Origin of the sequence: Flavobacterium pisciphilum (assembly GCF_020905345.1) — a bacterium.
Taxonomy (GTDB): Bacteria; Bacteroidota; Bacteroidia; order Flavobacteriales; family Flavobacteriaceae; genus Flavobacterium; species Flavobacterium pisciphilum.
The window spans coordinates 5,356,766-5,381,910 of record NZ_JAJJMO010000001.1; the positions used below are offsets into that span (position 1 = coordinate 5,356,766).

14 protein-coding genes and 1 riboswitch are annotated in these 25,145 nt (G+C 33.2%); of the genes, 6 read left to right on the forward strand and 8 right to left on the reverse strand.

Features of this window, described 5'->3' with window-relative positions; genetic code table 11:
* Positions 1-61 precede the first annotated feature (61 nt).
* On the reverse strand, positions 62-2,755 hold the full coding sequence (locus tag LNQ49_RS22855) for a carboxypeptidase-like regulatory domain-containing protein (protein ID WP_229991244.1): 2,694 nt from the start codon (positions 2,753-2,755) through the stop codon (positions 62-64).
* Positions 2,756-2,803: 48 nt separating this feature from the next.
* Complete coding sequence (locus LNQ49_RS22860) at positions 2,804-3,652, reverse strand: GLPGLI family protein (protein ID WP_229991245.1); 849 nt, start codon at positions 3,650-3,652, stop codon at positions 2,804-2,806.
* 118 nt (positions 3,653-3,770) lie between these two features.
* Between LNQ49_RS22860 and LNQ49_RS22865 the strand changes: the two genes are divergently transcribed.
* Both LNQ49_RS22865 and LNQ49_RS22870 read left to right on the forward strand, forming a co-directional pair.
* Complete coding sequence (locus tag LNQ49_RS22865; protein ID WP_229991246.1) at positions 3,771-5,243, forward strand: sensor histidine kinase; 1,473 nt, start codon at positions 3,771-3,773, stop codon at positions 5,241-5,243.
* Entirely contained in the window at positions 5,233-5,916 is a 684-nt protein-coding gene (locus tag LNQ49_RS22870; RefSeq protein WP_229991247.1) for a response regulator transcription factor, read from the forward strand. The genes LNQ49_RS22865 and LNQ49_RS22870 overlap by 11 nt, the downstream gene beginning before the upstream one ends.
* Before the next feature lie 131 nt (positions 5,917-6,047).
* Here LNQ49_RS22870 and LNQ49_RS22875 read toward each other — a convergent pair whose 3' ends face one another.
* From LNQ49_RS22875 to LNQ49_RS22890, 4 genes are all read right to left on the reverse strand, one after another.
* Positions 6,048-7,556: an efflux transporter outer membrane subunit gene (locus LNQ49_RS22875; protein ID WP_229991248.1), complete on the reverse strand. Its 1,509-nt coding sequence runs from the start codon at positions 7,554-7,556 to the stop codon at positions 6,048-6,050.
* Between the two features lie 9 nt (positions 7,557-7,565).
* Positions 7,566-10,679, reverse strand: coding sequence for an efflux RND transporter permease subunit (locus LNQ49_RS22880; protein ID WP_229991249.1), 3,114 nt, complete (start codon positions 10,677-10,679; stop codon positions 7,566-7,568).
* A gap of 33 nt (positions 10,680-10,712) precedes the next feature.
* A complete protein-coding gene (locus LNQ49_RS22885) occupies positions 10,713-11,819 on the reverse strand; it encodes an efflux RND transporter periplasmic adaptor subunit (protein WP_229991250.1) in 1,107 nt (368 codons plus the stop codon).
* 1,028 nt (positions 11,820-12,847) lie between these two features.
* Entirely contained in the window at positions 12,848-13,486 is a 639-nt protein-coding gene (locus tag LNQ49_RS22890; protein WP_229991251.1) for a peroxiredoxin-like family protein, read from the reverse strand.
* Between the two features lie 342 nt (positions 13,487-13,828).
* Between LNQ49_RS22890 and LNQ49_RS22895 the strand changes: the two genes are divergently transcribed.
* Positions 13,829-14,743: a DMT family transporter gene (locus LNQ49_RS22895; protein WP_346432489.1), complete on the forward strand. Its 915-nt coding sequence runs from the start codon at positions 13,829-13,831 to the stop codon at positions 14,741-14,743.
* Between the two features lie 75 nt (positions 14,744-14,818).
* On the opposite strand, the gene LNQ49_RS22900 is transcribed toward LNQ49_RS22895, so the two are convergent.
* Positions 14,819-17,071 (reverse strand): T9SS type A sorting domain-containing protein, encoded by a 2,253-nt coding sequence (locus LNQ49_RS22900; protein ID WP_229991253.1) that lies wholly within the window; start codon positions 17,069-17,071, stop codon positions 14,819-14,821.
* 30 nt (positions 17,072-17,101) lie between these two features.
* Positions 17,102-18,313 carry a cell surface protein gene (locus LNQ49_RS22905; protein ID WP_229991254.1) on the reverse strand — a complete coding sequence of 404 codons (1,212 nt, stop codon included), beginning with the start codon at positions 18,311-18,313 and terminating at the stop codon, positions 17,102-17,104.
* Between the two features lie 128 nt (positions 18,314-18,441).
* Positions 18,442-18,625, reverse strand: a riboswitch (cobalamin riboswitch).
* A gap of 261 nt (positions 18,626-18,886) precedes the next feature.
* Between LNQ49_RS22905 and LNQ49_RS22910 the strand changes: the two genes are divergently transcribed.
* From LNQ49_RS22910 to LNQ49_RS22920, 3 genes are all read left to right on the forward strand, one after another.
* A complete protein-coding gene (locus LNQ49_RS22910) occupies positions 18,887-19,264 on the forward strand; it encodes a hypothetical protein (RefSeq protein ID WP_229991255.1) in 378 nt (125 codons plus the stop codon).
* An 84-nt stretch (positions 19,265-19,348) separates the two neighbouring features.
* Positions 19,349-23,728, forward strand: coding sequence for a CusA/CzcA family heavy metal efflux RND transporter (locus LNQ49_RS22915; protein ID WP_229991256.1), 4,380 nt, complete (start codon positions 19,349-19,351; stop codon positions 23,726-23,728).
* A 4-nt stretch (positions 23,729-23,732) separates the two neighbouring features.
* On the forward strand, positions 23,733-24,863 hold the full coding sequence (locus LNQ49_RS22920) for an efflux RND transporter periplasmic adaptor subunit (RefSeq protein ID WP_229991257.1): 1,131 nt from the start codon (positions 23,733-23,735) through the stop codon (positions 24,861-24,863).
* Positions 24,864-25,145 lie beyond the last annotated feature (282 nt).

The window sequence follows — 25,145 nt, forward strand, 5'->3', positions numbered from 1 at the left end:
TCAAGTATAATTTTATACAAAAAACCTGTTTTAAATAAACAGGTTTTTTTGTTTTCAATCTTTAGAGATTATAGCTAATATGCAACATCAAATATCTTGGTTGTACTATGTATTGTGAGGTTCGCAAATAAAATTGTGAAAAACTATCATCATTCAATGATTTTGTATTCAATAAATTAGTTGCTACTACTTTATATTTCCATTTGCTGTTTTTCTTTTGATAAATCAGGCTTGCATCTAGAAAATCATATTTATTATTTACTGTTTTTTTGGTATCGGAATAATGGTAATAATTGTATTGTGTATTAAATGTAAAACTATCTAAAAAGGAATAGTCAAAACTAGCAAAAGGCTGTTGAGTAAAGAATGTTGTCTTATTATAATCATTCATTGCAAGAGTATATCCGACTTCGAGATTAGGCCATTCTTTATAATTTGTAGCTACTTTACTAGTGTATGATTGTGTAAATGATTCGGTACTATTAAAATTTTCCTGTTGCGTATTCTGATCAATTCTAACGTTATTGAACTTTGACCAAGTTAAATTTAAGCTAACAGATGCTTTGTACATACCGAATGAACGTCCGTAACCTCCTGAACCTGTTAAACTCTCATCTGCAAAGTTCGAGTTATATGGTGTTGACGATTGGTTAATTCCTGAAAATTCTGCTTTGGTTTTTACAGCATCCATTCTTTTATTGTAATTAATAGAGGCAAAAATATTCGTAAAATTGAACAAATTGTATTTGAAATAAGACAATGAATGATTCTGTGACAATGCATTTTCCAAAAATCTATTACCTCTGAATAGGCTATTGTAACTTGTAAAGGTATATCCTTGTGCTAATTGATTAATATCCGTAAAATCATTTGTCATACTATAATTATACGTCAATGATTCCGATTTTTTAATCTGATATTGTGCATATGCATCTGGAAGTATACGAGTAAAATTGTTTTTGTAGGTACTTCCTAATTGTTCATTGTTCATCATGTAAGAATGAATACTAAATCCAGGATTAAATGTAAATTTACCTGTGATGAATTTATAATGTACTCCTAAAAAAACATCATTAAATTTATAATCTACATTATTTTTTTTATCCTCATCTTCTAATACATGAACTTGTTCATTGTCTAATATTTGAAATATTGATGAATTAAAGTTTTGATGAGAGGATGTATTTCCTAAAGTGATATTGATATTACTTTTAGATGTTAGCATGTAATAATAATCCAATTTTAGATCTGTTTTATTCGTTTTTACAAAGCGATTTTGATTCAGATTATAACGATTTTGATTAATCAGATTCAGAGATGAAAAAGGGTTCTCTTCTAGGTTGGCATTATAAAACGGGTCTTCTTCTTGATATAAATGTTGTAATGCAAAAGCAAATATATTCTTCTTATCCATCGTATAGAATGCGTTTAGGTTTTGATTCACAGAGGTTGGATTTTGTCTCTTTTTAGAGAAAATACTGCCTTGCAAATCAGACATTAAATCAAGATCTTCTACTTGTGATGATTTCTTTAAGAAGATATCGTAATCTAATTGCAATTTCTCATTTGGATTATAACTTGAACTCAGTTTCAGTAATCCAAGGTTACTTTTTATATGTGAAATATTCTTGCGATTCTCTGTGGTTTCAACTTCTGTGGAATTATTTTTAAATACCTGAGTTTTTGTTTGGGTTTCTATATCAGTTCGTGTTGACGATAGAATTCCAAACCCACTTACATTCCATGCTTTATTGATATTATATGAAAAATTTGTAGCTCCAAATTGAGTTTCTATTTCCTTTGCTCTATTATTTCTTATAATTGAAATTCCTAAATCATTAGTATTAATATTAAAATTTGTCCCACCTTTTCTCATCATATTTTTAAATCCTCCCGTGAATTTAAGGTAGTCTTGAGGTGTGAAAGAAACCTCTCCATTATTATTAAAATTTCCAATAAAATTCAAACTGTACTTTGGACTGTAATAAAACAATTTTGGATTAACAATATAACGATCTCCATCGCCTATGCTGGCTCCGGCTGTTAAATCTCCAAACCAAAAATTCTTTTTTCCTTCTTTCAGTTTTATATTTATTGCTATATTATTTTCATTATTTTCGAGTCCTTTCATAGCGCTTACTTCATTGTAGTTTCGTAAGACTTCAACTTTATCTACAGCATCTGCTGGGATATTCTGCACTCCCAATTTTGTATCTCCATCAAAAAAATCTTTTCCTTCTACAGTTAGTTTTGTTACTTTTTTGCCTTCAACTTCAACTTCACCATCGGCATTTACTTGAATACCAGGTAGTTTTTTTAATACATCTCCTAATTTTATTTCAGTACCTGTTTTAAAAGAATCGGTATTGTAGGTTATAGTATCTCCATTAATCGAAACAGGCATTTCTCGGACAATCTCGACGCCGTCTAATTCAATACCACTTGATTCCATTATAATATTCTGAATTATATCTTCAGTACCAGTTTTTAGGGATATTTCTTTTGCTTTGTACCCTAGATAACTAATTTTAACTGAATAATTTGAGTTTGATTTTAAAGAAAGTTGAAATTTGCCCTTATCATTGGTTATTCCATAGGAATCCATGACTTTAGTATTTTGATTCACTACCATTATGTTAGCCATTTCAAGTCCGTGTCCAGTAGAATCAATAATAAATCCTTCAAATCTTATGGTTTGGGCTTTGCCTATTGAAAATAAAAATAATAGCGCTAGTGTAATTAGTGTTTTTTGCATAATTGAGGTGATAATTGATTAAAAATGTAAAGCAAATTTTAGGCTATGTTATCTTCTTATTTCAATCGTATTAGCATTGCCTCTAGCATTTTTCATTTTTTCTAGTTGTTTTTCCATTATCACTTTATATTCATCTTTCGTAATTTGTTTGCCTTTTGTAGGCTTTTTAATTGCTTTTTTTTCTTTTGGATTCAAAACAATTTTAGAACATAACATTATTGTTGTACCGTCATTCACTTCTAAAATTAATCCTGGTAATCCCCAATAACTAGCGGGGCCATGTCCTATTGGTATTTCTGGTGTATACCAAGCAGTGATAAGTTTGTCTTTCGATGCTTCGTTTGATACACCGAATTGCAAATTTGTATTTTTATCTTCTTTTTTTCTATCTTCATTATTTTCTGTTTTTTTATTTGAAGCAGGGATAATGGCAGTTGCTTTATAACATGTATACGCTCCAATTTTCTTTGTTTCAGTTCCCATTTGCCAATTTAATGTCTGTAAAGAATCGGTAACAAGAAATTCTTTTCCAAAAATATCTTCTTCTGAAATTTCTATTTTTTCTTTAATATTTTTATAATTTTTAGTTTCACCTGAGTTTTGCACTGCAAAGACAAATCCTTTTGATTCTGACTTTGGGGTTTCCAATTTTTGTTCTTCAAAAAATATAGATTCAAAGCGGTTAAAGTTTAACGTAAAGGTTTTTTCTAAAGCTTTCTTCATTGCTTCTTCAAACTTTTTCATGCTCTCATCATCCATTTCCTGATTCTTTTTAGTAATCTTACCAAGATCTGTTTTGGTTTGATAGGTTGCTTGGCCATAAAAATCTTGTGCCTTTATTAAGTTAGAGCTTAGTATTACAATTATAAAATTGATTTTAATTGCTAATTTTATCATGATAAATAGTTTTATATTAGGTTACAAATTACATGACAATAGATTTTATTCTTAGTTAATCTATGTTAACGATTGTTAACGCCAAAAAAGCAATGCTTTTTGTTTATACTTTTGAAATATGAATTCAAAGACTAATCGATATATTTTACTTTTTATCAGTATAACCATTCTAGCAACTATAGTGTTGCAACTACATTGGAACATAAAGAACTATAATGAGAATAAAACTCGGTTAACCAATGAAATACAAATTGCATTTGACAATAGTGTAGAAAAGTATTATGCTGAAAATGCTAAAAAAGATATGACTACTTTGGCTAATCTTATTCCTGCAACTGGTAACATAAACATAAAGAAGAGAACTAATGTTAATCATACTAAAAGTAAGATTGATAGTTGTGTTACTAGTGTTTATCCAGAAGGAAGTATTTTTTTGCAAAAGAATGATTCTGGGAAGAAGAATAATATGGTAATGAAATTAAATGCTGATAGGGTTCATCCTGGTGGTATTTCTATCATGAAAATTAAAAAACCTGACTTTAAAATTAATTTAAAAAATCTTGTCAATACTATTGTAGTCTCAATGGTGGAAGACTCACTTGATTTAAAAAAACTAAGTACCTATTTCGTTAGTGAGCTTACTCGAAAAGAATTAAGTCTTAATTATAAAATTGATTTAATTAAGGATAAAGCCATCTTAAAAACCTTTCCTAAAAATAATAATCAATCGTATCCATTAGCAACCTTTTCTACCTCATCGTATCTACCTTTTCAACAAAAACTAAAATTATCTTTTGATGATTCATCATTGCTTGTTTTGCAAAGGAGTATGATTGAGATTATCCTTTCACTTTTACTTTCACTTTCTATTATAAGTTGTTTACTCTATTTGTTGAAAACAATAAATCGACAGAAAAAAGCTGATGAAATTAAAAATGATTTGATTAGTAATATTACACATGAGTTCAAAACACCAATCACGACTATTTCTTCTGCCATTGAAGGTATTCGAAATTTTAATGCTATAAACGATGCCAAGAAAACAATGCGTTATTTGGATATTTCTAGCCAACAATTGGGTAAACTAGAGAATATGGTAGAAAAACTTTTAGAAACGGCAACACTTGAAACGGATCAATTACATATCCATAAAGAATCTGTTGATATAATTACTTTACTAAGAAATAACATTGAAAAATATCGATTAATCGCTCCTAATAAAACTATATCGTTTAAATCTAATATGGAAAGATGTCCTCTAAATGTTGATTTGTTTCATTTTGATAATGCTGTTTCAAATTTGATAGATAATGCTGTGAAATACGGTGGAGATTCTATTTTGGTAGGTCTTCAATATGAAAAAGGAGTAGCTAAAATTAGTATTGAGGATAATGGAGTTAGTATAGAAAAAAGCGAGCAAAACAAAATTTTCGATAAATTTTATCGTATTCCAAAAGGAAATATACACAATGTAAAAGGATTTGGAATTGGATTATACTATGCTAAGAAAATCATAGAGAAACATACTGGAACATTAGAATTAGTTTTAAGCAACACGACTATTTTTAAAATTACTTTATATGATGTCTAATAAAATTAAAGTGATACTTGCCGAAGATGAGCCTGCTTTAGCCGTTATCGTCAAAGAAAGTTTAGAAACTAGAAACTTCGAGGTTTTACTGTGTCGTGATGGAAATGAGGTTCTTAAAGCTTTTAATAATCAAGCTCCTGATATTTTAGTTTTGGATGTAATGATGCCTATATTGGATGGTTTTAGCGTGGCAAAAGAAATACGAAAATTAGATAAAAAGATACCTATTATTTTTCTAACTGCGAAATCTCAAACACAGGATGTAGTAGATGGTTTTAATGTTGGAGGTAATGATTATTTAAAAAAGCCTTTTAGTATGGAAGAACTAATTATTCGTATCCATTCGTTACTAAATCGTATCAATAACAATAAAACAGAAGAAGATATAAAAATTGGAACTTATAGTTTTAATTTGATTAAACAAACATTACATCATTCAGATACTAAGATATTACTAACACACAGGGAAGCTTCATTATTATACTTTTTGATTGAGAATAAAAACGAAATCTTAGATCGCTCTACCGTTTTAAAGAAAATATGGGGTGATGATGATTTTTTCAATGGGCGGAGTATGGATGTTTTTATCTCAAAATTGAGAAAAAAATTAAGCCTTGATTTAAATATACAAATTATAAATGTGAGAGGCTACGGATATAAATTAATTGATTAGTAGTTTTAAAATTGATAAAGCAAAAAAGAGGAAGTCTCAGTATTGAGACTTCCTCTTTGTATAAATAGGGTTTTTAAATATAGCTACTTTATGTTTTTTATAGAAATTTAAAAATAACCTGTAATCTAACCTTAATTTATTCCTCCGCCTAAAGCTTTGTATAATAAAACTTGCGAGTCAGCATTTTTTAATTGTATGTCTACAAAGTCTAATTCTGCTTGAAGTTTGTTTTTTTGTGCACTAATTATTTCGAGGTAATTAGCATAGCCACTTAAATACAAATCATTTGAAACATTCACAGCTATTTCAAGATGTTCAATTTCTTTTGATTTATAGGTTAAGACATCCTGAAATGCTTCGGTTCTATGTAATAATGCACTTAGCTCATTATACGCTACAGTTATTGTATTTTGATAAGTTAGGAAGCTAATCTGTTGTTTTTTGTTGGCAACAAAAAAGTCTTGCTTGATTTGTCCTTTGTTAAATATCGGCGCTGAAATTCCTCCAAGTAATTGCCAAGCAAAAGATTGGCTGTCAAAAAACGTTGGGAATGAAAATGAGTTAAGACCTCCATAAGCACCTAAGTTTATAGTTGGGAAAAAAGCAGCACGAGCAGCCTTTGCATCTGCATTGGTAGCTAACAATTCAAAATAGGCTTCTGATACATCAGGTCTGTTGTGGATTATTGAATCGACACTTATTTTTTGATTTAATACTTCAAGATGTCCTGATAAAAAATCACTACTTCTGCTAACAGTTCCGCCATATTCACCCAATAGGTTTAGTATTGCTTTTTCTGTTTGGTCAATGCTTAGATTTAATTGTTCTGCCTCGGCAAGGATATTGTTGTTTTGGGCATTAAACTGCTGTACTGCAAGTTCTGTTGCTTTCCCGACAGATCTTTGAGCAGAAATTATATCAAGAGCACGTTGCTGCGTTGCTAGATTTTTTTTATAAATAACCGCTTGCTTGTCTAGTGCTACAAGTTTGTAATACAGTGTTGCAATATCACTAAGTAACCTTGTTTGTAGCAATCTCATTCCTTCTTTTGAAGCAAAATACCTTTGGCGAGCCGCTTTTTTTCGATTGCTTAGTTTTCCCCATATATCTGCTTCCCACGAAACTTTTCCTGCTAGGAATAAGTTAGGAGTTAGATCTGTGGCTATCCTTTGTTTCTCTGTTATATTCTGAGATAAGTTTGTATCAAAGTTTCCTACACCATCCATGGTGTATTTACCATAACGTGTGCCTGACATATCTGCCTGAATATCAAATGAGGGTAGTAGAGCTAGTTTTGCTACTTTTAGATTAGAATTGGCTATTAATATTCTCTCCTGAAGAATTAAATAATCAGGATTTTGAAGAATAGCCTTATCTAATAATTTTTCTAATTCTGGGTCTTTAAAGTAGCTAGCTGTTTTTAAAGGAATAAAAGCATCTTGATTATCAGTAGTTTTTTTGCGTTTAGTATCAAAACTCTCAGGTAATGTTTTTGCTTTTTGCGGTTCTGCCACCCTAGGGGCAGAACACGCTGTTAAGAGTAAAACAAATGCTAATACTAGCATATAATTTGAGTTAGTACTCCTGAAATATAATAATCGATTTTCTCTTTTTAGAGCGCTATTAAGTGATTTTTTCATTGTTTAAGTTTATTTTTTCATTGCTTTTTCCATTTTTGCAAACAGGATATAAAGTCCGGGTATTATGATAAGCCCGAAAATAGTTCCTATTAACATTCCTCCTGCAGCAGCAGTACCAATAGAACGGTTACCAATTGCACCAGCTCCTGTAGCAATACACAATGGTATAAGTCCTGATATAAAAGCAAATGAAGTCATTAAGATAGGTCTAAAACGAAGTCTAGCACCTTCTATCGCTGCTTCGGTGATGCCATGTCCCAGCTTGTTTTGTGCCATGGCAAACTCGACTATCAAAATGGCATTTTTGGCCAGTAGTCCTATAAGCATGACTAAGGCTACCTGAGCATAAATGTTATTGTCTAATCCTACTGCTAAAAGAGCAAGATAAGAACCAAAAACACCCACAGGAAGCGATAAAAGTACAGGGAAGGGGAGCAGTAAGCTTTCGTATTGAGCGGCAAGCAGTAAGTAAACAAACAGCAAGCATAAAGCAAAAATGTATATCGTTTGGTTTCCTGATAAAATCTCCTCACGAGTCATACCAGACCATTCCAGTTCAAATTTGTTAGGGAGTTTTTCGGCTGCAAGTTTCTCTACAGCGGCAATGGCTTCTCCTGAGCTAAAGCCTTCTGCTGGCTCACCATTAATCATGGCGGACATATACATATTGTAACGCGTTAATACTTCTGGTCCAAAAACACGCTCTAATTTTACGAATGTAGAAAAAGGAACCATCTCGCCAGCATCATTTTTAAGATACATATCGAGTATGCTTTCTGGGTTTTTTCTGAATTGAGGACTTGCTTGCACCATTACTTTATACATCTGCGAAAAGCGAATAAAGTTTGTAGCATAAAAAGATCCCAGCATAGTCTGCAATGTTGACATAGCATTGTCAACAGAGACTCCTTTTTTTGCAGCCAAATCATAATCAATATGTATTAGATATTGAGGGAAAGTAGCATCAAAACTCGTAAATGAATTTTGTACTTCTGGTAAGGCATTTAGATCTTTGATAAAGTTTTTTGTAACTTCATCAGTATTGTTAATTGATCCTCCTGATTTGTCAAGCAAACGCAATTCAAAACCACTAGTATTACCAAATCCAGGAACGGTAGGAGGTGCAAAAATTTCAATCTGTGCATCCGAGATTCCTTTTGTCTTCTCAGTCAGTTTTGCAATAAAATCGGTTACAGATATATCTCTATCGCTCCAATTTTTCATATTTATCATTCCCATTCCGTAAGAAGCTCCAGCGATTTCAGTAACAATACTATAACCAGCAAGGGTTGTAACGTTATCTACTCCTTCAATTTCTTTTGCAATGCGGGTTACTTCATCAAGTACTTTTTCTGTACGTTCTACAGTAGCTCCTTGTGGTGTAGTTACATTCACATATACCATTCCTTGATCTTCTGAAGGGATAAATCCTGAAGGTAAAAAAACTGATGTACCCCAAGTAAGAAGACAAAACACTACTAACATCCCTATGGTTATAGAGCTGCGGTCTGCAAATTTTGAAAGTACTTTGATGTATTTTGAAGTGATGCTATCAAACCATTTATTGAATCGTACAAAGAAGCGATCTAAAAGTGATGTTTTCTCTTTGTTAGGATCGTGTGGTTTTAGCATTATAGCACACAAAGCAGGCGTTAATGTAAGGGCATTGATACCAGAGATTACAATACTAATTGCCATGGTTAGTGAAAATTGCCTGTAGAAAACTCCCACGGGACCACTAAGGAAAGCTACTGGTATAAATACGGCTGCCATTACTATGGTAATAGCAATAACGGCGCCTGTGATTTCTTTCATGGCACTTATAGTTGCGGGCAACGGATCCATGTGTTCTTCAGTAATTTTTACGTGTACGGCTTCAACTACCACAATGGCGTTATCGACGACAATACCTATTGATAATACTAAAGCAAAAAGGGTAAGAAGATTGATAGAGAATCCCATCATTGACATAAAAGTAAATGAACCAATCAATGCTACAGGTACTGCTAGTACTGGAATAAGCGTAGAACGCCAGTCTTGTAGAAATATAAAAACAACAAAGGCAACAAGAAGGAAAGCTTCTATAAGTGTTACCAGAACTTCATCGATTGAGGCATCAAGAAAACGAGATACATCATACGCAATATTATAATTCATTCCAGGAGGGAATGAGGTTCCTTTTAGCTCAGCCATTTTTTCTTTTACGCTGGCAATTACTTCAGAGGCATTAGATCCCGGACGTTGTTTCAACATGATAGAAGCCGAAGGTTTTCCGTCAGTTTTAGAAACCATTCCATAACTCATTGATCCCAATTCTATTTTTGAGATATCTTTTAATTTTAAGATGGTACCATCTGAGTTTGCTCTAATTGGGATTTCTTCATACTGTTTAGGTTCAAAGAATTTACCTCCGTATTTTATAACATATTGTACATGGCTGTCCAATTGTCCAGATCCTTCACCAACCTTACCCGGTGCAGCAGAAATATTTTGCTTTTGTAATGAACCTATAACTTCATTTGCCGAAATATTATAAGAAAGCATTTTTTGAGGATCAAGCCATACCCTCATAGAATATTCTTTCTGACCCATTATTTCTGCACGTCCTACACCGTCAATACGTTTAAGTTCTTGAAGAATATTAATATCGGTAAAGTTGAAGATAAACTGTTCGTCCTGAATTTTATCAGTACTAGTAACGTTGAGGTACATCAACATACTGTTAACCTCTTTTTCTGTAGTTACCCCAGCTCGAATAACCTCTTCAGGAAGTTCATCTAGTATGGTAGTAACCCTGTTTTGTACGTTGACCGCAGCCAAATCGGGATCGGTTCCTACCTCAAAGAAAACTTGGATAAGGGTTAGACCGTCATTTGATGTAACGGTTGACATATACGTCATTCCGGGCACACCATTGATGGCTCGTTCTAAGGGCAGCGCGACCGCATTGGCAGATACTTCGGCATTAGCACCAGTATATTTTGCAGTTACTGTTACCGATGGAGGTACAATATCTGGGAATTGTGTTATGGGCAGTTGGAATAAAGCTAATATTCCGAGGAGAACTATCATAACCGAAATGATTAATGATAATATTTTTCTTTTGATAAACATCTCTATCATCTTATGTCTTTTTAATTGTAATTAAGGAATTGATTACAAGCTTGCGCTTTGCATTGGTTTGATATTAATCTTGTCTCCATCTCTAAGCGATTGCGTACCTTCTTGTACGATAAGATCATTTTTCTTCAAGCCTTTGTTTAAAATGTATGCATCATCAAGCGTATTTGCAATGGTGATGTTGGTCATTTTTACTATGCCTTCCTTGTTAACTACAAATACAAATTGTTTGTCTTGGATAGAGAAAACAGCTTTATGAGGTATTAATACCACATTGGTTCTTGGTTCAGAAATGATTAATTTTCCTGATGTTCCATGTTTTATGAAGCCTTCTGGATTATGAAATTTAGCTTTGTACTGAATAGATCCTGTTTGTCTGTCAATTTCTCCATCGGCAGTTTTTAATTCTCCTTTTCGATTATATACTACTCCGTTTGGAAGTACCAGTTTTATATCTCCCTTGGTATTAAGGCTGTTGTCGGCCATCATTTGAAAATAAATATTCTCAGGAATTGAGAAATAAGCGTATACATCGTCTAACTGAGATAATGTTGTAAGCAATGAACCATTTTCTACAAGACTGCCTTCCTTAAACGGAATACGATCTATTGTACCATCAAAAGGCGCGCGTATTGTAGTAAAACTAATTTGCTGATTGATGGATTTTTTTTCTGCTGCAGCATGTGCCACTTTAGCCGTTGCAGCATCGTGTTTTGCTTTAGATAATTCTAATTCTTGACTTGCAATTACCTTTTTTGTATAAAGAGTTTGTGCTTGATCTAGTTCTACACTTGCAATTCGAAGGTCTGCCAGCGTACTTTTATAAACTGCATCTGCTTTGATAAGCTGTATTTGAAGTTCTGCATCACTGATTTTAAAAAGAACTTGTCCTTTGTTTACCTTTTGCCCTTCACTAACAAAGACTTTATCTAATATTCCTGGTATACGAACATGGATTTCTACATTGTTTTTAGCGTGTACATCGGCAACAAATCGGTTTGAAACCACTGTGTCTTTTAATGTTATTTTATAGACTGGCAGCGTTTTTATATTGGCAGTATCTTTTTTTGTTTTATCTGAGCAAGCGGTTAGAAATAAGAATGATAAACCGTATAATAGAATATGTTTTTTACTAATAATCATGATTAATTTTTAAAGTATTATATAAATATATCGCCTCCCAAATAGTGATCTACAGGGAGTTATAAAAGGATAAATATTGAAAATAGAAATGTGTCGTATATTCCCAAGTGTGGGAATACCGTTTTTTAAGAACTATGCTTATAGATTATAAGCCCTTATAAACAATACTAAAAAGCATTATTACAAAAGGAAACTATATAAAAATAAGATGTTCTTAGAATCTAGAAAAGTTGATATAAGTGTAGGTGGGCATGTCGTTGATCTTCATATATAGCAACAATACTATATATAATACTTTCTTTTAAAACCTTAAAATCAAATAACTTAGTGTAGTAAGGTTTTTTTAAGATAGTAGTTTCTGAATTAGCAGTACGAGCTTTTACCTTCTTTTTGAGGATAAAATGCATCTCTGTGTCTGTCATATACAGAGAAGAAGAGTCAACCTGAGGTATATCTGAAGCTAAGAACATGTCTTGTATTTGACAATTACTTAGTTCAGAAGGATATTTATAATATTCTACACTGCCGTGAAATGTAAGCAATGATAATAGAATGGCATAGATAAACTTAATAGGTTTCATAGGTAAATCAGAGAGAAAATCTTTTTTTGGGTATCTAAAATGAATAAGCTTATAAGTGATAAGCGGCCAAATATAATAATTGCCTACTCAATGTTTATTAAATTTTCTTTAAAAAAATATTATTTAAAAGCGATGAATAGTAAATGGACTTATTTATAGTGGTTTAGCTTTTTTTAAAATGCAATTCACTTGTATTATTTTGTAGTCTTATTTTACAATACTGGTGTTAATGATAGATAGAAGTGCCAATATTAACAGAATTTAATTCAGAAAAGGATCCAAAATAATGAAGTAAAGGGGAGTGAAAACAATATTAGAGTAGGCGAGAGAGATATCAGATTGTATTTAGAAGATAATTTAGGTTTTATAATTGATTAGGATATCAACACTAAGCCCAATTCATGTGAATTGGGCTTAGTTTTTTTGATTTAAAGATGACTTTATTAATTATAATGATTGTATTAACTCATCAATATTAAGTCTGTTTCTATAATCGGTATCTACAAATTTATAAATTACAACACCATCAGTATCTACTACAAAAACTGCTGGAACTGGCAGTGTGTTTTCATCATCCTGATTAAAATCTTCTAGATTAATTCCTATTGCCTGATAAGTAGGGATGGCAAATTCTTGTAGTTTAAAACTAATTCCGAGTTGTTTGGCTAGCTTATTATTCTCATCTGTTAAGACTTCAAAAGTCAGTTGATGTTTTTCTGTAAGTGCCATACTGTGATCTGGACTTTGTGGCGAAACAGCCAGAAGACTAACGTTGTTATCTGTGATTTTTGCTATATTGTTTTGTAATGCTCGAAGCTCTAAATTGCAATACGGACACCAGCTACCACGATAAAAAGCAAGAATCATTTTGCCCTTTTTCAGCACGTCTTTGGAGTGAATCAGTTGGTTTTTGGTATTTGGTAGTGAAAATGGTGTTAGTATATCGCCAATTTGGATACTTTTATTTTCGATATTTTGTGTTTTTAAATCGTTGATTGATTTTTCGAATACCTCTGATACTTCCTGTGGAATCTGTTGTGACAATTCATTATTAAGGCTTTCGATTTGTTTTGCTAAACTATTCATGGCTTTTCTATTTGATTATTTTGTAAAGATTTGAAATATAGTCTACATGGGCAATAACGCATAATATTGCCTCATAGCGGTAAAAAAGTCACTATTGTGTAAACAAAGGGGAGGGCAGATGAAAATAAAATCTGTTTATTTGAAAATTAATACGAAAGCAATCTGCTTAGGGCTTAAATTCTCTTGTTCTATTAACGAAAGGCTGCAAGTTTAAGGCAGTGTAGAGGCAAGTACTAAAGTGAAATTTATAATAGCTCAGAATGTGAGCTATTTTTGGTAGTTTTGCCTAGCAAATGGCAATGTGAGTCAATAAAAAATGTAGATAAAAAAACATTCCAATTAATAAGTTATAGAATAGAATACATGAAAATTAAAGGATATTTATTCGCCATTATCTCGGCAGTTTCCTATGGATTAATTCCATTGTTTATTTTACCAATCAAAGCGATTAATTTTCCGATGGATACCGCGCTTTTTTATAGGTTTTTCATCTCGGCATTGTTTTTATTAGCTTATTTGATGTATAAAAAAGAAACCATAAAAGTTGATAGAAAAGAGTTCTTTATCTTATTATTACTAGGTGTTTTTTATGCACTTTCTGCCGAATTTCTTTTCCTCGGATATGACTATCTTTCTCCTGGAATTGCTTCGACTATACTTTTTGTTTATCCTGTAATTGTAGCTTTAACCATGGTGTTTTTCTTTAAAGAACGGATTAATAAATTGACCATTGTTTCTTTGTTTATAACAATATGTGGTGTTTTTGTATTGAGTACAAAAGATTCGGTTTTCAGTATTAATTTTTTAGGTCTTGCAGTTACATTAATATGTGCTTTATTCTATGCTTTATATATTATTGTGGTCAATAAAGCTAAAATAAGAGGTTCTAGTATAAAAATTGCATTCTATTCCCTCTTGTTCTCGTCTCTTTATTATTTGAGCAAAGTAATTTTATTAAATGAACCATTGGTCCTTCCAGATGTAAAGTTCCTTCTGGATATTACTGTATTTTCGCTTGTAACCACAGTACTTTCTATGTCTACTTTGGTATATGCTATAAAAACTATAGGGTCAACACCTACATCGATTATGGGTGCATTAGAGCCTGTGGTAGCAGTAGGAGTGAGTGTGATTTTGTTTCATGAAAACCTAACATTAAGCTTGATTCTTGGAGTATGTTTTATTATTTCGGGAGTAATTATCAATATTGTTTCTGAAGCGGTAGAAAGAGCTAAATCTATTGAGAAGCAAAAATAATAAGTCTTTTTTTATTTATATACCAAAAAGCCCTTTAACTAGTAAAGGGCTTTTTTGGGGTTTAGAGGTTAGTATTTATTTCTTAATGAATTTCTGCTGGTAACTGGCTCTATCAGTAACCACATTGATGATATAAAATCCTTTTGTTAAGGCACTCACATCAATTTGGTTATTATTAATTCTAGTATTGATTAGTTTTCCTGAAATATCATAAATAATCACATTTAATACTTCATCTTGAGTTTTGATGGTTAGAACATCAGAAACAGGATTAGGATAGATCGTAAATTCTATTCTCTCAAACGTATCAGTTCCTAAAGTATTTGTGACAGTGACCGCAATTGATTTTTCTACTACTTTTCCATTAGAATTAAAGCTAATTACAACAGTTGCTTCTCCTTCTAAGTGTTGAGGTGTTAAAACCAACTCGTCTTTAGTATTAATAACAGCAGATATTAGTGCTGGATTATTATTTGATTTAATCGATTTTACAATAGCAGCAGACAAGTTATCAGTATCAGAAACAACAGTTTTCAAATCTATTATTGTTGCACTTTTTATTGACACTTGAGAGGGTAGCGTAGTACTCACAACTGGAGCGCTATTGTCTGGGAATACGGTTACTGATGGAAACCAGTAATAGTCATTTAAGATTTTTGTATTTGTCAAAGTTCCAGTGCTAGCATAAGTATGAATCCAGTTTTTCTGAAAATGTGACGAGAAACCACTTTCTGTAGTATTTAAAATTAATTCATCCGAAATCGGATCGATACGCAATGCCGAACCATAAGGAATCTGTCTGTAAGGAGTTGTTTGCCCCGGAATTGCCCCAAAATTTTCATTAAATGTTTTAGAGGCAACATCAAATCGTACAATCTGTGAGCCTGAAGTAAAAGAACTAATAGAGTTAATCCAGTATAAAGCATTTTGTTGGTTGCTATAGGTAAAACTTCCTGCATTCCATGCTCCCCAAGAAGTAAAATATTTAGTAGTTGGAATGGCATATTCTGTAGTTGCAAAAGTTGTTGCATCAATATTGATTAATTTTTGATTTTGAATAGCCCAAACGCTTCCGTCTTTAGCTTGAACAACCGACTGAAATCCACCTGTAATAGTCTTAATTACAGTATTTGTGGTTGGATCAATTATCAAAATTCCTTTATTTTGTGTAGTGGCAAATACATATTGTGAGGTACGAATCATGCTTCCTATTTGTCCAGCGCCTGTTGTTCCCGAAATACCATTTCCTACCTGCATGTTAGCAATATCAAATAGATAAATTCCGTTTGAAGCTCCTATATATCCTTTGTTTTCATTCACTCCTAAAAAAGAGCGTCCGTCTCCACCGATAGTATTAAATGTTGCAATTTTTTGCATTGTTTTAGCATTGGCAACAACCAATATTCCACTATCTCCAGCTTGTTTCGAAACAAAATAAAATTTATCACCATATATCGTTCCGTGCTGTGTAGTTATTCCAAAAGTTTCGTTATTATTGGCAGTGCTATACACACGATAGTTGATATCTCCATTAGCATTGATAAAATTTACAGATCCATTGGTATGACCAAACCAATCTTCATTTACCATAAAGTATCCTTTGGTAAAATCAGTTGCGCTAACATAAGGAGTTACTGGAGTAAGTGTTGATGCAATAGGAAATTGTTCAAAAGAAGGATTATAAGTCCAAGCATCCCAAGAACCATTTTCTAAAACACGACTGGTAGCTCCCAAAGAAGAATAATCAAAATCTGTATCTGCAGGGTTTTTTACCCAATAAGACCAATATCCATTGCTAGCCCATCCTGATTGCCAGTGATCTGCAGCATCTATAGCTGTGTAACTGTCAAAATCATACCCTGATGTATTTACAATACCATTTTCAGGATAGTGTGGGTAGATTACGTTTCCGTCTTTGTAAAGTCCGATTGTATTTGTGCCGTTTAGGTCAAAACCCAATCCTCCAATAGCAGTTCCAAGATCTGGTCCAGAATAATATTGTAGTGCATAAAAACGATGATCTGCTTTTGCAATTGCTTTTACCATATCTACACCAGTTGCAGTACCATCCCATCGGTAACCCCATACCAAAGCATCCGAGTTTTTACCATCATTCCATTGTATAACCAACGCCGCTTTATTGGCTCCTGTGCCCACCCAATACTTAATAGCGTCAAAATCTGTAGTAGTGGCTACACTTTTATTGTTTACAGTTTTGGCGGTTGGATTTTGCTTTAGATCATATCTAATTACGCCCTGCACTTTTATTTGTGCATTGGTAAGAAATGTAAAAAGCAACAGTATTCTTAAAAAGTAAATTTGTTTCATGTATTTAAGTTGAAATTTTATCGGTTAGTTTTAATTTAGATACAAGTCATAGGCACCAGAAACTTCTGTAGAGACTTCTCCTAACCAGCCAGCTTCCTGATTGATTCCTGTATATACTTTAACAAAATCGATTCCGGGAAGTTTTACATATTTTCCGTCTTTGTCTACTGCCCATGAAATATCAATATTAGATCCTTCATCATTATTTGGAGCATTATCAGCATATCCAAAATCAAACGATTTACCTACCCAATAGTTTCCAGTTCCGCTCTGATCGTAAAAATTGTTTTCGATTTTTGTTCCTGTTAAGTTGTATGAAGCCTCAGCAATCCAAAGCGGATAATAACTTTGACTATGAAACGTGCTTTGTGTTTTATAACCTGAATTTCCAAGGTTGTCTTGCCATTTAATATATTCTATATCAGTTTGCCAAAATTCATTTCCTGCAACAGGCGCTTTGTTGGCATCAGGTTTAAAATAAGTAATCGTGTAATTCTTGATTGTAGTATTTTTAAAATATTCACTTCCTGCGATTTCGTACCATTCGTCTTCATCAGGTTTTCCGTTTTTATTTTTGTCATAAGCTACTAGAATAATCCCCGGTTCACAAGATCCAGAGCGCGACTCATTGGCTGCGTTTCCCCAAAAAGCATTCCCTAAAATCTTAAAATCTCTTCCATTCATATTCGGAATGGTATGATCAAAACCAAATACGACGTAACCTCCAAAACCACCTAGAGAAATCATGGTTGCTTTTGACCCAACAAGTGCATTTTTTGCTGCAGTGATAAGATTGGTTGCTGTATTTCCAGGTGAATAAATCGGAATTTCATTAGTGAATTGACCCACAGCAGGGCGGAAGTCAAATACATTAGCGATGTATTTGCTGTAACTTTTTGATTCTTTGGTTACATTGATAGTTGAGGTGTATGTTTTTACAACTCCATTGGTTACTACCTTTAAAGTTAACGGATAGTTTTTTAAATACGGACTAATAAAATCGAGCTGTGCGCTTTGTGAGATTATAGAATCCTTAATACTCCATGTAAGCTGAGAATTACTAGATAGTTTTGGATCAATATTCAGAACGTTGAAACGGTTGATAGTGTATGATCCTACGAGTACTTCAGAAGGATTTTCATTTTCCAGACTTTCTTCTTTATCAGATTCACAAGCAATAAAGCCGAGCAAGAGAATTGATAGTAAGGCAGTTTTTAAAATTTTAGAAGGATTTTTTTCCATATTTAATTGTGATTTATTTGTGTAAAAGCAAATAATTACAACGCCAATGGAAATAAGAGAACAATGATACTGTTCGCATTAAAGCGCACAAAATCAGTATTGTCCTTAGCTTTATTCCACGAAAGCGTCAAACATTATAGTATCTGGCAGGTCTTCTGACTTGTTCCATTTTTGAAATCCTTCCCATTAAAAACAGTGGATATACTTTTCAAAAACTTTGTTGTGGAGCTTACAGCAGCGGGTCTGTTTCGGATTCTCACCGAATTCCCTATTAAGTGCTTTTTATGGCGCACCAGATTTCGGCAAATGTAAAGAAAATATAGGTAGAAACAATTTTAAGAGAGAAAGCGAAAATTGCATTACCACCAAATTCATTTTGGATGTAAGACTTTAAAATATTTATGGTTGAGATAATTGTGTTAAAATGTTTTTATGAGTTGTAATAATGTATGTTTTTATGAATTTATGTATTGAAAAAGTAATTTTGTTTTGTTTGTCTTTGTGGAATGATAAAAATTGCTCATCTATGACTATTGCTAAGAATCATTTAGGTATAAAAGCTAAATTTGTGATGTGAAAAAGATTATTACTTACATATTCATTTTTTTAATAGCCTCTAATATTGGTGTTTTTCAGCAGTTTTATAAATTGCCTGTCTTATTTCAGCATTTTAAAGAGCATACAGAAATAAGTAAAGTAAGTTTTATTGATTTTTTAGAAATGCATTATTGGGGTGACGATCTAGATGATGATGATGGTGACCGTGATATGCAACTTCCTTTTAAAAATATAAGTGGTTATTCATTACACCTTGTATTTATTCCTACAGATAAACATGCCTGTTACATCCCTTTTGTTAGTAGTCTAACACAGACTAATAGCATTCCATATACATGCAATTTGTATTCTAACCCCGCTTTATTCTCTTTATTCAGGCCTCCTATAGTATAATTTGATTTTCAAATTTTTTATTGTGGTTAAGACATGTTCTATGTTTTAGCCATAGCATTATTATTTCTAAAATTAAATCAAATTATGCTTAATAAGATAATACAATTTTCAGTTAAGAATAAACTGGTAATTGGCGTCTTTACATTGCTATGGATTATCTATGGTGTGTATGAAGTGAGTCGTTTACCTATTGATGCCGTTCCAGACATCACAAACAATCAAGTACAAATTATTACAACCGCTCCATCCTTGGGGGCAGAAGACGTAGAGCGTCTTATAACTTTTCCGATAGAGCAGGCAATAAGTAATATTCCGCAGCTGAAAGAAAGCCGTAGTATTTCTCGCTTCGGACTTTCGTTAGTTACTATCGTTTTTGATGACAATACCGATGTGTATTGGGCACGTCAGCAAGTTGCTGAGCGTTTGCAAAAAGTCGAGATAGATGAAAATGCCAGCACACCCGAAATGGCACCAGCTACAACTGGATTGGGCGAAATATATCAGTATGTTGTAAAACCACAACCGGGTTATGAAGCCAAATATTCTCTCGAAGATTTAAGAACCATTCAAGATTGGACTATTAGAAGGCAGTTATTAGGAACTCCCGGAATTGCCGATGTAGCTACTTTTGGTGGGAAATTAAAACAATATGAAATTGCAGTAAATCCAGCACGATTAAAGGCTCAAAGCCTTACTATAAAAGAAGTGTTTACAGCATTGAGTAGTAATAACGAAAATACAGGTGGGGCTTATATTGAGAAAGGTCCCACAGTGCTTTATATTCGAAGCGTAGGTCTTACTAAGAATATAAGTGATATTCAGAATATTATTGTAAAAAATACCCAAGCAGGAACCCCAATTCTTATAAAAGATATTGCCGATGTAAAAATGTCTTCGGCGATACGATATGGTGCTTTAACCACAGATGATCTTGGAGAGTCTGTAGGTGGAATTGTGATGATGCTTAAGGGGGAAAATGCCAATAATGTTATTGTAAATGTAAAGAAACGTGTTGCCGAAATAGAGAAAATTTTGCCAGAGGGTTTAAAAATAGAACCTTTTTTAGACCGTACTAAAATGGTTGATAATGCTATTGGTACAGTTCAAAAAAACCTTATCGAAGGAGCTTTGATAGTTGTTTTGGTACTGGTATTATTTTTAGGAAATTTAAGAGCAGGGTTTATAGTAGCATCAGTTATTCCTTTGGCGATGCTGTTTGCAATTATCATGATGAACACCTTTGGAGTAAGTGGTAATCTAATGAGCCTTGGTGCACTTGATTTTGGTTTGATAGTAGATGGAGCTGTAATTATAGTCGAAGCCATATTGCATCATTTGCACAGTACTAAAAAGTATAAAGGCATAGATAATATCTCGCAAGAAGATATGGACAAGGAAGTTACAGGATCAGCAGGGCGCATGATGAATGCTGCTGTATTTGGACAAATAATTATCCTTATCGTATACCTTCCTATACTGTCATTGGAAGGAATAGAAGGTAAAATGTTTAAGCCAATGGCACAAACCGTAGCCTTTGCTATTTTGGGTGCTTTTATACTCTCACTTACTTATGTGCCAATGGTTAGTTCGTTGTTTATAAGTAAGAAAATGAACCACAAGCCAAATCTTTCAGACCGTATTATGGCAAGGCTAGAGTTTTATTATGAAAAGTGGCTGAATAAGGCTTTACGCATAAGAAAAGGGATAGTGATTTCGGCATTTGTTTTATTCGGAATTGCAATGCTTGTGTTTTCAAGAATGGGAGGAGAGTTCATTCCGCAATTAGAAGAAGGAGATTTTGCTGTAGAAACCCGATTGTTGTTAGGTACAAACCTATCAACAACTACAGAAACAATCCAAAAAATATCAGCAGCGCTTAAAAGCAGTTATCCAGAAGTAGAAAAGGTAGTTTCAAGAATTGGAAGTGCTGAGATTCCTACTGATCCAATGCCTATAGAAGGAGGGGATATGATTATTGTTTTAAAAGATAAATCAGAATGGACTAGTGCTTCTTCATTTCCAGAGTTGGCAGATAAAATGACCAAAACAGTCAAGCAAGTTGCTCCCGGAGTTACTACAGGTTTTCAGTTTCCGGTTCAAATGCGTTTTAACGAATTAATGACTGGTGCAAAACAAGATGTTGTATGTAAAATATATGGTGAAGATCTTGAAAAGCTTGCTGAATATGCTGAGAAATTAGGAGCAATTGCCAAAACAGTAGATGGAGCTACAGATCTTTATGTAGAGAAAGTTACAGGAATGCCACAAATAGTTATTGACTACGACTGGGCAGAAATGGCTAAATACGGCATCTATGTTTCCGATATAAACAAAACTGTAAACGCGGCATTTGCTGGAGCGGTAGCAGGAAGCATTTATGAAGGTGAGAAACGTTTTGATATGGTCGTTAGAGTAGAGGATAGCGGTCGAAAAGACATTTCGGATGTGCGAAACTTATTAATCGCAACCCCAACAGGAACGCAAATTCCATTGTATCAAGTAGCATCGGTAAAAGAAATAGAAGGTCCCAACCAGATACAACGTGAAGATGCGAAAAGAAGGATAATTGTAGGTTTCAATGTTAGAGGTCGAGATGTGGAATCTATAGTTGAAGAATTGCAGAAAAAGGTAGATACCCAAATAAAATTTGATCCGGGGTATTATATCACCTATGGAGGAACATTCGAAAACTTGCAAGAAGCAAAATCACGTCTTGGTGTTGCCGTTCCAGCAGCATTATTAATGATTTTAGCCTTGTTGTACTTCGCATTTAGATCTTTAAAAGAAGGGATTATCATTTTTACAGCAATTCCTTTATCGGCTATCGGAGGAGTATTCGGACTAGCCTTGCGTGATATGCCATTTAGTATCTCGGCAGGAGTTGGGTTCATTGCCCTTTTTGGAGTAGCGGTTCTAAACGGAATTGTTTTAATCTCTGAGTTCAATCGAATACAGAAGCTAGGCGAAATCACCGATGCTGTACAAATTATCATTACAGGAACAAAAAACAGATTGCGTCCCGTATTGATGACTGCTGCTGTAGCTTCGTTAGGTTTCCTACCAATGGCTTTAAGTAATGGCGCAGGAGCAGAGGTACAACGTCCGCTGGCAACAGTAGTAATTGGAGGGCTTATAACCGCAACATTGCTTACGTTGTTTGTACTTCCGTCTATTTATTTAATGACGTATCATACCAAAGTATTTAAGAAAAAAATGAAAAAAAATAAAATTGATAAATTGGCATTACTGCTTGTTGGTTTATTTATTACAACCACTGTTCAGGCACAGCAGTTGCCTACCTCACTAGATCAATCTCTGTCTATAGCTATTCAGAATAATAAAAGAGTAAAATCGGCTCAGTTGAATGAAAAATCAAAAGAGCAACTGCAAAAATCGGCTTATGATATTCCTAAAATTGCACTAGATGCAGATTATGGTCAGTTTAATAGCCGACTGAACGACACTCGTTTTGGTGTTAGTCAAACTTTTGCTTTTCCTACGGTGTATAGCAATCAGAAGAAAAATCTAACAGAGAACTACAATGTTGCTAAGGCAGAATCGCTGTTAACGACACAGCAAATTAAATCAAATGTTCGAAATCTTTTTTATTCTTATATCTGGCTAAACAGCAAAAAAGAATTATTGATATATGCAGATTCTATTTATAGATTAATGGAGCAAAAGTCGGATTTGCGCTATAGAGTTGGAGAAACAAATGTGCTTGAAAAAAGTGCCTCACAATCTGCCAGACAATTCTATACCAATCAGCTGGCAATGGTAAACAGAGATATCGATATAACCATTCGATCATTTAATGCAGTGCTTCAGGATAGTATAACTCATATTCCAGTATCAGAAAACGTTAAGAATGATTTTGCGATTGCGTTAAATGATAAATCGAGTATTGCAGAATTACCACAGATTAAGCTTTCGAATCATATTGCGGAGGCTGCAAAGTGGAAGTGGAAAACCGAACAAGCAAAGATGTTACCCGATATTACATTGGGGTATAATAATTTAAGTATTATTGGTACACAAACGAATAATGCAGGACAGGATGTTTATTATGATAGTAATAATAGGTTTAGCTATGTTAATCTAGGAGTGTCTATTCCGTTGTTTTACTCGAGTCAATCAGCACGTAATAAAGCAGCCAAAATAGAATATGAAAATTATCAAACAATTGCAGAAGCAACAAAAATTGAAATTAAAACGGAGATTACAAATGCTTTAAGCGAGGCCGAAAAGTACAAAGAGAGTCTTCATTATTATGAACGTGATGGGCTTAAAAATGCATCGATTATTATTGATGCAGCCAACAGTCAATTAGAAAATGGAGATATTGATTACCTCCAATGGGTATTGGTAGTAAACCAAGCAATAACCATAAAAAATGAATATCTCGATATGGTTAATAATTATAATAAAGCAATAATTAACCTTCAAACCCTTAATAATCTATAGCATAATGAGAACATATATAACTGCAATTTTAGGGATGTTATTAATAGTATCCTGTAAAAGCGATAAAAAAGAACAACAAAATACTACTGAAGCAAATAAGCAAGAAAGCAGCATTCAATTAACGAAAGAACAGGCAAAGAATGCAGGATTAGTAGTAGGCAATCCACAAGAGAAAAATGTAAAAGGAATCTTGAAACTTCAAGGAACGGTTACTGTACCACCAAAAAGTGTTGTGAGTATAAGTATTCCATTAGGAGGATATATTAAGAAAACGGATTTAATGGCTGGAATGCACGTTAGAAAAGGGCAGTTGCTAGCAGTAGTAGAAGATATGCAGTACATACAGCTTCAGCAAGATTATCTTACTGCTAAAGAAAAGTTTCAATTATCTCAAAGCGAATACAACAGACAAAAAGAGCTTAATGCTAAGAAGGCAAGCAGTGATAAGTTGTTTGAACAAACAGCAACAGAAATGCAAACGCAGCGCATCAACATGGCATCATTGGCGCAGAAACTAACGTTGTTGGGGATTAATGTAAAAACGCTTACAGCCTCAAACATTAGCAAAACAGTAGCTATAACTTCACCAATTAATGGTTTGGTTTCTAAGGTAAATGTAAACGTAGGTAAATATATTTCGCCAACAGATATGCTTTTTGAATTAATGGAAACAAGCGATATTGTACTTGTTATGAATGCTTTTGAGAAAGATGTACACTTACTTTCGGTAGGACAAGCAGTAACAGCTTTTACGAATAGTAATCCATCAAAAAAGTATACTGCAAAAATCGCCTATATAAACCAAAGCCTTAATGGAGACAGAGCGGCTGAGGTAGTTTGCAAAATGAACCAATACGATAGTTCATTACTACCGGGACTATTTATTAATGCCGAAGCTGAATTTGAAAATGAAAAAGCACTCACGGTACCAGAAGATGCAGTGGTGAGATGGCAGGGAGAGTTTTTTGTCTTTTCGGATACAGGAAATAATAATTATAAGATGATTGCTGTAGCTCCGGGAACAACTAATGATGGTTACCGTCAAATTAAGTCGGCTCTAATCAATTCATCATCAAAAATCGTTACAAAAAATGCTTACACACTTTTAATGACATTCATGAATAGTGGTGAATAATAGCATTTTATAATGGAATAATAAAAGGGTAGTCTAGATAATAGGCTACCCTTTTTTGATGCAATATAATAGGAAGACAACATTGAAAAGGAATTATTATTTCTAATAGGATAGGGTATATTCTTTAGCGATTTATTCTATTTTTAAAGAGAAATTGTTAAACACAATAATCGATACTTTTATGTTCTTAATTATCAGATTTAAATATTGTACTATTAGTAGTGTTAAAAAATAAACTATTGGTTTTACAGGCTGTTTTAAAGTTCATGTTATGTAGTTTTT